The organism is Thalassoglobus polymorphus (genome assembly GCF_007744255.1).
Lineage (GTDB): Bacteria > Planctomycetota > Planctomycetia > Planctomycetales > Planctomycetaceae > Thalassoglobus > Thalassoglobus polymorphus.
In genome coordinates, this window is sequence record NZ_CP036267.1 from 3,404,512 (window position 1) to 3,418,715 (window position 14,204).

8 protein-coding genes are annotated in these 14,204 nt (G+C 51.0%); all 8 read left to right on the top strand.

Annotation, left to right across the window (positions count from 1 at the left end; translation table 11 throughout):
• Positions 1–27 precede the first annotated feature (27 nt).
• Entirely contained in the window at positions 28–1,044 is a 1,017-nt protein-coding gene (bioB, locus tag Mal48_RS12285) for a biotin synthase BioB (RefSeq protein ID WP_145199648.1), read from the top strand.
• Positions 1,045–1,293: 249 nt separating this feature from the next.
• Positions 1,294–5,850 (top strand): DEAD/DEAH box helicase, encoded by a 4,557-nt coding sequence (locus Mal48_RS12290; RefSeq protein ID WP_145199651.1) that lies wholly within the window; start codon positions 1,294–1,296, stop codon positions 5,848–5,850.
• A 489-nt stretch (positions 5,851–6,339) separates the two neighbouring features.
• The gene (locus tag Mal48_RS12295; protein WP_145199654.1) at positions 6,340–7,509 is read left to right on the top strand and encodes a hypothetical protein; all 1,170 of its coding nucleotides are present in this window, start codon (positions 6,340–6,342) and stop codon (positions 7,507–7,509) included.
• A gap of 196 nt (positions 7,510–7,705) precedes the next feature.
• Complete coding sequence (locus tag Mal48_RS12300) at positions 7,706–8,011, top strand: RNA polymerase subunit sigma (RefSeq protein ID WP_145199657.1); 306 nt, start codon at positions 7,706–7,708, stop codon at positions 8,009–8,011.
• A gap of 191 nt (positions 8,012–8,202) precedes the next feature.
• Positions 8,203–8,430 carry a hypothetical protein gene (locus Mal48_RS12305; protein WP_145199660.1) on the top strand — a complete coding sequence of 76 codons (228 nt, stop codon included), beginning with the start codon at positions 8,203–8,205 and terminating at the stop codon, positions 8,428–8,430.
• Positions 8,431–8,521: 91 nt separating this feature from the next.
• Entirely contained in the window at positions 8,522–9,829 is a 1,308-nt protein-coding gene (locus tag Mal48_RS12310) for an L-fuconate dehydratase (protein ID WP_145199663.1), read from the top strand.
• Positions 9,830–9,992: 163 nt separating this feature from the next.
• Entirely contained in the window at positions 9,993–12,644 is a 2,652-nt protein-coding gene (locus Mal48_RS12315; RefSeq protein ID WP_145199666.1) for a DUF1592 domain-containing protein, read from the top strand.
• Positions 12,641–14,065, top strand: a complete 1,425-nt coding sequence (locus Mal48_RS12320; RefSeq protein ID WP_145199669.1) for a DUF1552 domain-containing protein — start codon at positions 12,641–12,643, stop codon at positions 14,063–14,065. Before Mal48_RS12315 ends, Mal48_RS12320 begins: the two co-directional genes overlap by 4 nt.
• Positions 14,066–14,204 lie beyond the last annotated feature (139 nt).

Consider the following 14,204-nt stretch of genomic DNA (forward strand, 5'->3'; position numbering starts at 1 on the left):
TTTGTCAGAGCAAATAAGTTTACGAATATGATTCCAGTTGAATCCCCTTTGACATCACGCTGGCAAGAGTTGAGTCAGCAAGTCCTTTCCGGTTCACCTCTGACACGAGAACAGGGACTTGAGATTCTTCAATCAAGCGATGCAGAATTGCTCGAACTGTTAGCTGCGACTTACACCGTCAGACGGAATTACTTTGGCAACACGGTTCAGATGTACTATCTGAAGAACGCAAAAAGCGGACTCTGCCCCGAAGACTGTGGTTATTGCTCGCAGTCAATCGTTTCGGATGCCCCCATCGAAAAGTATACGATTGCAAACGAACGTGTGCTTCTTGAAGGTGCTCAAAAAGCTGCCGAAACCCAGGCGCGAACTTACTGCATTGTCGCCAGTGGACGAGGCCCAACCGACCGCGAAGTCGACCACGTTTGTGATGTTGTCCAGAAAATCAAAAACGAACATGGCCTTCATATTTGTGCCTGCTTAGGACTCTTAAAGCCAGATCAGGCACAGCGACTCGCCGATGCCGGTGTCGATCGAATCAATCACAACTTGAATACATCACGTCGCTATTACGAAGAGATCTGCACAACTCACACTTACCAAGACCGCATCGACACGCTGAAAATTGCTCAGAGTGCGGGGATGGAATTATGCAGCGGGCTCATTGCTGGAATGGGGGAAACGGAAGAAGATCTCATTGATGCCGTTTTCGAATTGCAGTCATTGGACGTCAAGTCGATCCCAGTCAACTTCCTGCATTCCATCGACGGGACGCCCCTCGAAAACCGGGAAGATCTCAATCCACGGCAGTGTTTAAGAATCGTTTGTCTACTTCGCCTGGCGCATCCTGACAAAGAAATTCGCATCGCAGGCGGACGTGAGGTCAATTTGCGATCAATGCAGGCAATGGGACTCTACGCAGCGAATTCCATGTTTGTCAGTGATTATCTGACCACCAAAGGCCAAACACCGGAGCAGGATTTCGAGATGGTCAAGGACCTGGGATTTGAAGTCGTGATTGGCGGACACGAAATGAGTGCGTAGAATGCGAGTCGCAAAGGAGTTTTCGTTTCAACCATGAACGACTCCTCTCGCTTCCCGAATGCGTTTTGAAATCCCTGTCGATTCAATTACACCTGAACGTTCGTGTTGAATTTTTGTTTGAACTGGTTTTTCACGAGAGAATTTTCAAGACTTGTCATGCTTATGATGGTCAAGTTCACGATTTCATAAACTCCTCGTCACGAGGCAGCACGGGAAGAACAGTATCGGATTTGCCCAAGAGCCCAAAGAATGTCACAACGTTCAGACGTGAACGACGATGCGCTCTCTCTGTTTCATCCAGTGATACAGGACTGGTTTCGGTCTCGCTTTAACCACCCCACCGACCCGCAGCAAGAAGGTTGGCCGCACATTGCGAGCGGGGATCACACTCTCATTGCCGCTCCAACTGGGAGCGGAAAAACGTTGACAGCGTTTCTGGCGATCATCGACCGCTTATTTCGCGACGCCGTCGACGGAAAACTGGAGGAGGGATTGCAGGTCGTTTACCTCTCTCCGCTCAGAGCGCTTTCGAACGACATGGAGCGAAATCTGACCGGACCGCTTCAGGAAATTCACGAACTCGCGCTCGCTCAAGGGTTCGATGTTCCTCCAATTCAGGTTGGACTCCGAACAGGAGACACAACTTCGTATCAACGCTCAAAGATGGTGAAGAAGCCACCACACATTTTAGTAACAACTCCGGAGTCTCTGTTTTTACTGCTGACAGGAGAAAAAAGCCGCGAATCACTTCGGACAGTAAAAACTGTCATCGTTGATGAAATTCATGCCCTTGTTCGCGACAAACGTGGTTCGCACATGGCATTATCTATCGAGCGTCTTGAAGCGCTCGTCCCGCAACCACTACAGCGGATCGGTTTGTCGGCGACTCAAAAACCGATTTCGCGCGTCGCAGAGTTTCTTGTCGGTGACCGTCCTCCCAAAGACGCAGAAACTGGAATCGACTGCCAGATTGTCGATGTTGGTCATACGCGTGACCTCGACCTGGCGGTTGAAATTCCTCCCAGCGAGTTGTCGTGCGTCTGCTCACATGAGCAATGGGCAGAAGTCAATCATCGCATTGTTGAACTTATCAACGAACACCGCAGCACACTTATTTTCGTCAACACCCGACGACTCGCTGAACGCCTCACCCATCAGCTCTCCCAAATTTTGGGCGAAGAAGCGATTAGTAGCCATCACGGTTCATTGTCGAAAGAACACAGGCTCAGCACCGAGCAACGTTTGAAATCGGGAGAGCTCAAGGCGGTTGTCGCGACGGCATCGCTCGAACTCGGCATCGATGTCGGTTATATCGACCTCGTGATTCAGATCGGTTCGCCCCGATCCATCGCTGCGTTTCTGCAACGAATAGGCCGATCCGGGCACGCGCTCGGACTTGTCCCGCGCGGGCGATTATTTGCTTTGACACGCGATGAGCTCATTGAATGCCTGGGACTGATCCGAGCCGTCAAACAGGGGCGGCTGGATGTGATCCCCGTCCCGGAAGCTCCTCTGGATATTCTGGCTCAACAGATTGTTGGGGAAGTCTGCAATGAAGAATGGGACGTCGACGAGATCTTCGACTGCTTCACTCGCGCGTCCCCTTATCGAAATTTATTGCGAGAAGACTTTGATCGCGTCATTCATATTTTGAGCAACGGACTGACGGAACATGAAAGCCGCGGTCGGGCGCTCATCCATCATGACCACGTCAACGGAATCATCAAGACAAGAAAAGCGTCTCGACTCATTGCTCTGAACAACTCCGGAGCGATCGCCGAGATTGATTCCGTTCGAGTCATTCTTGAGGATGAAAACACGGTCGTAGGTTCGGTCGACGAAGACTTTGCTGTGGAAAGCTCAGCCGGAGATATCTTCCTGCTGGGGAATTCTTCTTGGAGAATTCAACGCTTGCGGGGGAACGACCTTATCGTGGCTGACGCACATGGAGCTCCGCCGACGATACCGTTCTGGCGTGGCGAGGCTCCGGGCAGAACGATCGAACTCTCCGAAGAGGTTTCGAACTTACGTGCGGAGATCGAATCGCGCCTGATCGAGATCGACAAATCTCGGGAACAGATCAAGCCCTCAGCTGAAGAGCTCAATCAGGAACAACCGCAACACTGGAAACCGTTGGTCAAATGGTTACAAACCGAGACCGAATGTAACGATTTCGCAGCTTGGCAAATCGTCACCTACATCGCTGCGCAGCGGGCCGCTATTGGAGTGGTCCCAACGACTAGAAAAGTTGTCTTCGAAAGATTCTTTGATGAATCAGGAGGGATGCAACTCGTGGTGCATGCTCCGTTCGGAGGAAGAATCAATCGTGCCTGGGGTCTGGCATTTCGGAAACGTTTCTGCCGCTCTTTCGATTTCGAACTTCAAGCTTCCGCCGACGACGATGGCTTCATTCTTTCTCTGGGGCCACAGCACAGCTTTCCGATTGAAAGCCTGTTTCCAATGATGCGAGTCGATAACGCTCAAAATCTTCTGGAGCAAGCTCTGCTAGTTGTTCCGATGTTTCATTTGCGGTGGCGATGGAATGTGACGAGGTCGCTTTTTGTTGCACGAATGAAAAACGGAAAGAAAGTCCCCCCGGCACTTCAAAGGTTTCGAACAGAGGATTTACTGACAGCCGTCTTTCCGAAATTGACCGGCTGCCAGGAAAATATTGTGGGAGACCACGAAATCCCCGACCATCCGATCGTCAAACAAACGATGGAGGACTGCTTGCGGGAAGCACTCGATATCGATGGTCTTGTGGATCTACTGGTACGTGTCGATGCCGAAGAGGTCACTTACATCGCTCGGGATACCCGTGAACCTTCCCCGTTTGCGTACGAACTACTGAACGCCAATCCGTATGCGTTTCTGGATGGTGGTGAGGTTCAAGAACGCCGTGCTCGTGCCGTCTCAACTCGCCGTTCTCTGAATGTTGAATCGGTACGTGACCTGGGCAAGCTGGACCCAGAGGCCATTCGCTCAGTTGTCGAAGAAGTCCAACCGCTGATTCGCAACGAAGATGAACTTCACGATGCCTTGGTCAGCCGCTTCTTAATTCCGGTCAACGACGACGAGACGCTCGCAGCGACAAAACTCTGCTTTCAGTCTTCAGAACATGGTGAGTTCCTGCAATCGTTAAACAATGCCGGTCGCATCATAAAAGTGAGCCGCCGAAATACGAACGGTGAGCCTGATTTCGTCGGTTGGGTTCCCGTCGAACGATGGCCAGCAGCCTCGCTGGTTTGGAAAGGCTTGAAAACCGACTGTGAAGTCAACGTCCCCAGCACCGTAAAACAGGACTGGAATGATGTCGATGCTCTGGTTGCTGTGCTCCGCGGATTGATAGAAACGAGTGGCCCCGTCACAGCAGTTGAAATTGCCTCGGCTTTACAGCTTCCAGCCAATCAAGTCTTCGCGAGCCTTGTAGCACTCGAAGGTGAGGGAATCGTTCTTCGCGGCCGGTTCTTGAATTATGATCCGAATATCGATAGTGAATCCGAGAACATTGAATGGTGCCATCGGCGTTTGCTCGCTCGAATTCATCGAAGGACCATCTCAGGTCTGCGAAAAGAAATTGAAGCGGTCGAAATCCCTGTTTACCATAAGTTTCTTGCCCGACATCACGGAGCCGTCGCAGGCCATCGGCGTCAGGGGGCAGACGGTGTTTACGAATCTATCTCACAGCTGCAAGGGCTCGACCTGTCGTCCGCCGCCTGGGAAGAGAGTCTGCTCCCGTTACGGGTTGAAGCATACGTCCCTGCCTGGCTGGACGAGCTTTGTTTGACCGGTGACATCGGCTGGGGCCGTCTCGATCCAGTCACCAAAAAACGAACCGCCGGAAAGCCGATGGCCTCTGTCACACGTGCAGTTCCGATCTCACTCTTCCTTCGTGAAGATCTCCCCTGGTTAACGTCTCGCAGCCACGAACCTGACGAAGAAAGCCTGGGTGATTCCTCAGTCGAGATATTAGAGTTACTCAAGTCTCAGGGTGCATTGTTCGCCCGCGACTTGCTTCAGATGACAAACCTGTTGCCAACTCAGCTTGACGAGCGACTGGGCGAGCTTGTCTCGCGCGGATGGATCACCGCCGATGGTTTTGCTGGATTACGCAAGCTGACACGGACGCAAGCGGATGAAAAAAAATCACGTCGCCGCTCCAGACTCCATCGTGAACGAAAACCAACCGTCAATATTGGTCGCTGGACCTTGTGGAACCAGGAAGACCATGACATCTCAGACGAAGAAATTGTGGAACAATGGGCCTGGCAACTGATTCGCCGCTGGGGCGTGGTCTTTCGCGACCTCGTTCTGCGTGAGCCGCTCTCACCGCAATGGTGGGAACTTTTGAGGGTTTACCGTCGACTCGAAGCCAGAGGAGAAATTCGAGGAGGCCGATTTATTAAAGGGGTTGGAGGAGAACAGTTCGCAACGGGTGAAGCGATCCGAGAACTTCGCACGATACGCGACACTGAAGGAACGCCGGAGCTGACGACGATCTCAGCTGCCGATCCCCTCAACCTGACCGGCATTCTTGGTCCAGGAAAACGAATTCCCGGACTGGCTGGCAATCGAGTGGCGTATCTTGATGGAGAAATCGTCGGTTGGAAAAAGGGAGACGAACACTGGATTGCGGAAGAGATCGAGGAACAACAAAGAACCGAAATCTTGTACCACTTCGGTCTCCCAATTCGACGAAGTCCTATCGAGTCTGAACTGGATGCCCCCGACAAGAAACGCAAATCCAAAAAGAAACGTCGTCCGAATCGTGATGGAAGCGGAATTCCAAAACCGTTTCCGTTCTGATCGAAAGTTGTGAACCGGGCAGGTAGTTTTCGGGCAGGTATTTTCGACCAGGCATTCGAGCTCTGCGTCTTGGGAACAGTAAACTCATTGGTGAAATTCGTTCGGTTCGGGAATACGGTGTTGCAAACCGCTTCCGGCAATGAAAATATGCCCACGGAAATCCGATTCAGTCGCTCTCTCCAACGACCACAAATTCTCCTGAACGCCTCGCTTCTCCGCTTTCCACATCCTGCGAAATAATGTGGGAATTGTCGTCAAAAACTGTTGAAGGATTCATCGAGGAGTGCCACTGATTTCGCAGACCTGCTGAAGCGGTCTTGCGTTGATTTTGGGCTACATGTTATTTCTTCCCTATCCAGCCATGATTCATTGTGCTTTCCAGCGCATTCACGGTCTATCAGATTGAAGTCATGAGCATGTTTTGACGCTCAAAAAGTCAATCTAAGTAAGTGGACGAACGTATACAACTTTAGTGTTAGGCTTGAATTGATGTGGTGCGCTAGCTGTCAGGACGACGTCGCCGCCGAAATCTCGGAAGATGGGCAAGTTCTCAAATGTACAACTTGTGGCGAATCGATACGCCAAGTGTTTGCGCCGAGTTTGCATCCGGAAACGAAGTCCGCACGGGACTTGCTGAAAAAGTGGGCTGAGGAACAGCAACAGCTGGTTGGTGATCGACAACCGTTGCCTTCGGAGGCTCCCAGCGAAGAACCTCAGCAGGAGACCTCACCCGCAACATCACCAGTCATTGATATTGCTGCTTCCGATCAGGTCGCTTCCGATCAGGCTGCTTCCAGTCAAAGTCCCTCAAGCGAAAGTCCCTCAAGCGAAAGTCCCTCAAGCCAAAGTCCCTCAAGCGAAAATACTTCCAGTGAAAATGCTTCTCTTCCAGAGGCTTCAAGCAAATTGAACGAGGAAGAACCGGTTGTTGAGCAAGTTGCTGAACCGATTCAAAACGAAAAGAAGAAACCAAAATTTCGAATCGACGCTGCCCATTCACCAACATTACGAAAATTTCCCGAAGCACCATCCCCACCAGCCGCTCAGCCACCGGTCAATCAACCTCCGGCCGCTCCTCAAGACTTGGTGAAGTCTGAAGTCGTCGAGAATGTGATTGGCGACGATCACGAGACTGAGTTTCAGGACGACGACGAAGACGTCGAAGATCGGATTCCATTCACACACGAACAGGCCCAGTCTACTGAAAGTCAGCGCGAGCACTATTCGCACTCTGCTCACGTTCAGGCTCCCGCACCGCATTTCGACGTCGTTGCGGCAGCTAAACAATCGAAATCTCGCCCTGGGCGATCAGAAGTCATTTGGGGACAACTGATGGCTTACGCCGGTGTCGGTGTTTTAACTGTTGGAACAATCCTGGTTCTGTGGGGCTACTTTGGAATGGTCGAGCAGTATGCCTCCACCGGGTGGCTTCTTTCGACTGCTGGACAAATGTTGTTACTGCTCGGAATCGTCACGCTCGTCTCTGGCGGAATGCAGCAAACAACTCATGAAGTGACAGAACGAATCGAATATCTGGGTGGTCGTATGATTCGTATTGAGCAATCAACGGACCAACTGTTAAAAGGCCCGCACCTCGGGAAAAAAACTCGCCGCCAGAAAGAATCCGAGTTCGGTGACGAGAAAAGCTCGACGTCATAAATTGAAACACGATTCCGATCTTTCGTAAAATGGAATTCGCAATTGAGGAACTGATCCTTTCACTTTACGATCCCGCCTCAACACATACAGACCCGATTTTGAGTTCACTTCCTCTGAAGCGAGAAACGTGAGTGTCTTGCCGAGAGTATCGGCGATACGCAGAGAGGTGAATTCGCAAGCTAAGTAATTTGGACTCATGACAGGATATACGGTTCACACAGGATCGAACGATAATTTTCGCGATGGTTGGGACGCAATCTTTGGCGGCACCCCCCAAAAAACAACCAAGAAAACAACTAAGAAGACCAAGACCGCCAAAAAAGCTGCAAAGAAGACCGCGAAAAAGGCACCTGTAGAAAAGAAGGCAGCTAAAAAGAAAGCTGCAAAGAAAAAAACAACGACGAAAGCGCAGACGAAAGCCTCTGCAAAGAAAAAAACGACAGCTAAGAAAAAAGCTGCTAAGAAGAAAACAGTAAAAAAGAAATCAGCAAAGAAGAAGTGAAGTTGACGCATCAATCGCTGGAGGCGCATTGATCGCAGAGAGAATTGACCCCGACCTGAGCTTTGTCCTCTCACGTCTTCATGATGGTGAGAACGATCAGGCAGAGCATCGGCGATGGAGCGATTCAAACACCATACCCATTTCCCTACTCCCTTTCGGGTTCCTATCAAACGACATTGGAGGTCTAGTAGATGTCTGAACTCCCGCAACTTGATGAGCAGCAAGTTCTTCCTATGGAGGAAGAAACCACCGGATACGAAGTCATTTCGAGCGACGAAGTTGATCGAACTGTCGCATCGATTGAAGAAATGATGTCTCGTATTCAAAGTGAAAACATCCGAGCCATTCTCGACGAAGCTGCAGACGAGATTTATAGTTTGGTTTATTCAGAATCGCTTCATGATGCAGAGGCTGCGTAACCCAGAATTCAGAAGAATTTGATAAAATCTCAGCACTGCCGACAGCAAATCTGTCGACGGTGCTTTTTTTATTCCTGGTTCGAGACAAGACATGCCCATCACAATCACAAAGCTGACGCCGTTTGATATTCGTTTTCCGACCTCGGAACAGCTCGATGGTTCTGATGCAATGAATCCCGATCCCGATTATTCCGCGGCTTACGTCGTCCTGGAAACAGATTCACCAGACGGAGTTTCGGGACACGGAATGACTTTTACAATTGGTCGCGGCAACGAACTCTGTGCGAAAGGAATTGAAGCACTCGCTCCCCTGATTGTCGGTCGTACGCTGGAATCGTTCACTGAAGATATGGCAGGTTTCTGGAAGCACATCACCGGGGACAGCCAGTTGCGCTGGGTCGGTCCAGAAAAGGGAGTGATTCATCTGGCGACAGCTGCAGTTGTCAATGCTGTGTGGGACCTGTATGCCAAGGTCGAGGGAAAACCGCTCTGGCGTCTCCTCGCAGAGATGACTCCAGAGCAACTCGTCAGCTGCATCGACTTTCGGTACATCACCGATGCCATCACCCCACAAGAGGCTGTCACTCTTCTGGAGAGCCTCGCTGACTCGAAACAAGAACGGATTGATGCCCTTGCACAAAATGGCTTCCCTTCGTACACGACCTCCGCTGGATGGCTCGGTTATTCTGACCAAAAACTGCGGGACCTCTGTCGCAGCTGTATTGAACAAGGTTGGGACTGCTTCAAAATTAAGGTCGGGCGAAACCTGGAAGATGACATTCGCCGCTGCCGAATTATTCGCGAGGAAATCGGCCCGGACCGTCGATTGATGATCGACGCCAATCAGGTCTGGGAAGTTACAGAAGCGATTGAGTGGATGGAATCGTTTATCGAGTTCAAGCCATGGTTTATTGAAGAACCGACATCGCCGGATGATGTCCTCGGTCATGCTGCGATTGCAAAAGCCGTTGCTCCGATCAAAGTCGCGACTGGTGAACATTGTGCAAATCGCATCATGTTCAAGCAGTTCCTCCAATCGGGGGGGATGGGTGTCTGTCAGATCGACAGTTGTCGTTTGGGAGGAGTCAACGAAGTTCTGGCAGTCTTGCTGATGGCCGCCAAGTTTGACGTCCCGGTCTGCCCGCATGCTGGCGGAGTCGGACTGTGTGAATACGTTCAGCATCTGTCGATGTTCGATTTCATCGCAGTCAGTGGTTCGCAGGAAGATCGCCTGACCGAATATGCCGGGCACTTGCACGAACACTTCAAAGATCCAGTCGTCATGAATAAGGGGAGGTACATGCCTCCACAGGCTCCTGGATACAGCATTGAGATGCTGCCTGAATCAATCGAAACCTACACTTTCCCGAATGGTTCATACTGGAAAAATCGAACGTAAGAAACAGCTTTGCTCCGACCACTCAGCAAACGCTCAGCTGTGAACGCTCAACTGCGAACGCCAAAAGTTGACGACGCTCCATTCTACTCGCGTCAAATTCACTTCAGCCTTGCTTGCATCAGTGAAAACTGAAATGATAATTGCTTCTTAATAGAGGCAACTCATGAATCGCTTTTCAGTCCAACTTGTCCCCCATTTGTTCGTTGCTCTTGGAATCTTCGGATTGACCACGTTCAATTTGCGTGCACAGGCTCAGGAGAATCCGACGAATGCGCGTGTAACCTCCGGCTTGCAGGTGCTCTATAATTTTTCAGAAGAGAAGGGGAACGTCGTTCATGACGTCTCTGGCACAGGAGTGCCTGTGAATCTGAAGATCGCAAACGAAAAGGGAGTCCGCCGTACAGCTGGGGCGTTAACCCTCACCGCTAGTACGATCCTTCTCTCAGAGAAGCCCGTAAGTCGATTGAGCGAGTCTCTCAAACGTTCGGGGGAAATCACCGTCGAAGCTTGGATTACTCCCAGTGATTTAGGACTAAGCGGTCCAGCCCGGATCGTCACAATATCTAAGAACTCTGTTGAGCGCAACGTCACCTTGGGACAGGACAAGGACAAACTGGAAGTCCGCTTGCGGACGACAAAAACGAGCAACAACGGAATTCCCTCAACGAGTTCCAAGGCTAAAGCTGTCGCCAAAAAACTCACACACATTGTTTACACGCGAAACCGCGCCGGGATCGCGAAGATCTATCTGAATGGGCAACTCAACAGTGAGGCGAAGATTGAGGGCGATTTTTCAAATTGGAATTCGTCATTTCAATTTGCACTCGGAAACGAGATGACCAATGACCGTCCCTGGCTAGGGACCTATCATCTGGTTGCGGTGTATAACAAAGCGCTCCCACCGCAGGCTGTCGTCGCCAATTTCAAAGCAGGCTCAAACGCAAAGATTATCAATTCCCAACAGATGGCGGCGAAGTCCCCACAAGAAGAGTTCTTCGAAAACAAAGTGGCAGGTATTTTCGTGAGGCACTGTTTTGAGTGCCATGATTCATCCACGAAAGAAGGTGGACTGAACCTCGCCAAGAAAGTGGCTGCAATGAAAGGTGGTGATAGTGGCGTCGCTTTCGTTCCGGGAAGCCACGCAAAGAGCCCCCTTTGGAAGTCAATCGAAGCTGATGAGATGCCCGCAAACCGTGAGCCTCTCTCGGCTGATGAAAAAGAGATCATCAAAAAATGGATCGACACGGGAGCTGTCTGGACTCTCGATCAGATTGACCCGGAAGTTTATCTCCACCAAGGGAAGGTCGCGGGAAACTGGATTCGCAGGCTAACGATTCCTGAATACATCGAAACCGTCCGGGCTGCAGTCGGTGTCGATATCTCGAAAGAAGCACGCGAACTTCTCCCGCCGGACCTTCGAGCAGATGGATTCAGCAACACCTCTTACAATCTGAACGTCGATCTGAAGCACGTTAACGCATACTCACAACTTTCAGAAATCATTGTGAGTCGTATGGATGTCGAAAAATTCGCGTCGCGATTTACGAAAAAGAAACGACTCATTGATGCTGATATGCGAGACTTGGCCGCCAAGATGGGAAAATGGATTTTGCGCGGTCCACTCTCTGAACGAGAGATTGTCATTTACCGAGGAATCTCAACCAGCGTGGCGAGCGCAGGAGGAGATTATCGCGAGGCTGTTGCCTATACACTTCAAGCGATGCTTCAATCCCCTCGTTTCTTGTATCGCATGGAAAGTCAACAAGGGGACGGCAGTGCCTGGCCGGTCAACAGCTATGAGTTGGCCTCTCGGGTGAGTTACACAATCTGGGGTGGCCCTCCCGATCAGGAATTAATGCGTGCCGCCGAGGCAGGCGAACTGTTCGACCGATCCGCTCTTGATAAGCAGGTTCAACGCATGCTGAAGGATCAGCGAGCAATCGATCAATCAGTTCGATTTGTGAATGAATGGCTCGACCTGCAACGGCTCGATAACTTGCGTCCCAACAAAGAAAAATTCCCCAACTGGAAAGCAAGCCTCGCTGTTGAGATGCGAAAAGAAACGCAGGCCTACTTTCAAGAGATTCTCTGGGAACAAAAACGCCCACTTGTCGATCTATTGAATGCTCAGTCGACGTTTCTGACACCAGAACTTGCGAAGCATTACAACTTGGACTTGAAGATAAAAGGTTTCGAAAAAGTCGATCTTAAAAACGTCCCCAGCCGTGGAGGATTGCTGACACAGGGCAGCATTCTCACTAAAGGTGGTGACGAAGCTTCGATGATTTCACGCGGACTTTTCGTGCTTCACGACCTATTGCGTGGTGCTGTCAAAGATCCTCCTCCCTGCGTCGATACCACACCAATTCCCACCAAGCCTGGGCGGACTCAGCGGATGATTGCGATGGAACGATTGGCAAACGGTTCGTGTGGTGGATGCCATGCGAAGTTTGAAACGCTCGCATTCGCTCTCGAAAAGTTCGACGGACTGGGATCATTTTCTGAAGCTGATCAGCATGGGAACAAGCTGCGTGAGGATGGCGAAATCCTCTTCCCTGGCGATGAAAAATCGATCCCATATCAAACATCTGCCGAGTTAATGGATCTTCTCGCGAAGAGCGACAGAGTCAATGAATGTTTGTCATGGAAAGTTGCCCAGTTCGCAATTGGGCGACCACTCGTCCCTGCTGATGTGCCAATCATGAAAGAGGTACATCAAAAGGCGCAGAAAAATGGCGGAACCTGGACAAGCCTGATTTCCGCATTAATTCAGAGCGATCTCATACAAACCATCCGAACGGAACCGATCCAATGATGAATCGAAAAATTAACCGCCGAACTGTTCTCAAAGGGTTGGGAGGCGTAGCAATCGGACTTCCGTTACTGGAAGAGATGCTGGCAACACCAGCACTCGCCGCTGCTCAAGCAGAGGTTCCTGTCCGAGCCTTCAACGTCTTCTTCGGTCTTGGAATTCCTGCTCCGCTGCAAACCGAAGGATTCGATGGCGTCCTCGAACCACTTAAACCACTGAGCAAAAAACTGCTCATCATGCGAAATGTGGACCAGGTTCGCTGTGATGAATCAGGCATCAACGCCCACTTCGATGGAGCATCGGGGGCATTCACTGCAGAACCCCCAAGTGGTGAGGCAAAAGCGGGAGGCCCATCCATCGATCAGGTCATTCGCAAGACGTATTACCCCGATGGGCTGCCAGCCGGGACAGTTCCGACATTGGTCGGCGGAACGTTCTTTCGCCGAAGTCGTGTCAGTCGCTACGTTCACAGCTACAATTCAGACGGAACAGTCGCTGCGACGATGCAGGAAAAACCGCGTGATGTTTTTGATCGTGTCTTTGGATCGCTAGCGGGGCAGGTCGAAGATAACGATGTCCGTACGAAACGATTGCGTAGAAGCGTGTTGGACTCGGTTGTCGATCAGTATCAGTTTTACACCGGCGTCAACTCTCCCCTCGGTGCAACCTCGAAAGCTCGGGTCGCAGACCATCTCGACAGAATTCGCGAGTTCGAACAACGTGCCTTCGAGATGAAGCACGACTCTAACGGGCCCGAACTCCCGCCTCGTTCAAAAATTGCCCATGGCGGTTCAGCTGACCCAGGTGGAGAAGGTCTCGACATGCCGCTTGAAAATCTCATTACAGAATGGCGATTAATGGCAGACCTGTACGCCTTGGCGATTCAACTCGATCGAGTCCGCTTCGGTTCGCTCACATTTCTGGCTGCCGGTGAACGTCTCCGAGTGACGGGTGACTATGAGTACGATGGCCGTAAAGTCTTTACATTTGACGATGCGAAACAACTCAACGCATCTGGTTCGAGTGGGTGCAGCCATGAATGGTGGCACAAGTTCAACGAGAAGAAGAAGAACGAACAACTCCGTGCACACGCACACATGAAAATGCGTGAAGTCGCTTACTTCCTGAGCCGCCTTGACGATCAAGACTCGATGGAAGCAAACGGCAAGTCGATCCTCGAAAACTCCATGATTACGGTTTCAACAGAATCGGGAGATGGCCGCCACTCGGACGTCAAACGCGAACTCTCCGGCGTCTTTCACGCCATCACCGGAGCGAACGGCCGCTTCAAAACCGGACAGATTCTGGACGTCAACGCTGAAGGCATCGACGTTTATAACACAATGCTGGATGCTTTTGACACCAAAGATCGTCTCGGCCCCGCGAAGCGGGAAACCAACCGCATCGACAACATTCGTGCGTAGCGTCAGGAAGCCATCTGGCTGGCTGGGTGCGATCCGAGAACTCTTTCGAAAGCAAAACACTATTTCAAAAGAGGAAATAGTGTGGATCGCATAGACACGAATCAATAAGCAACAAAAAAACAGGCTGAGGAAGCAGTGC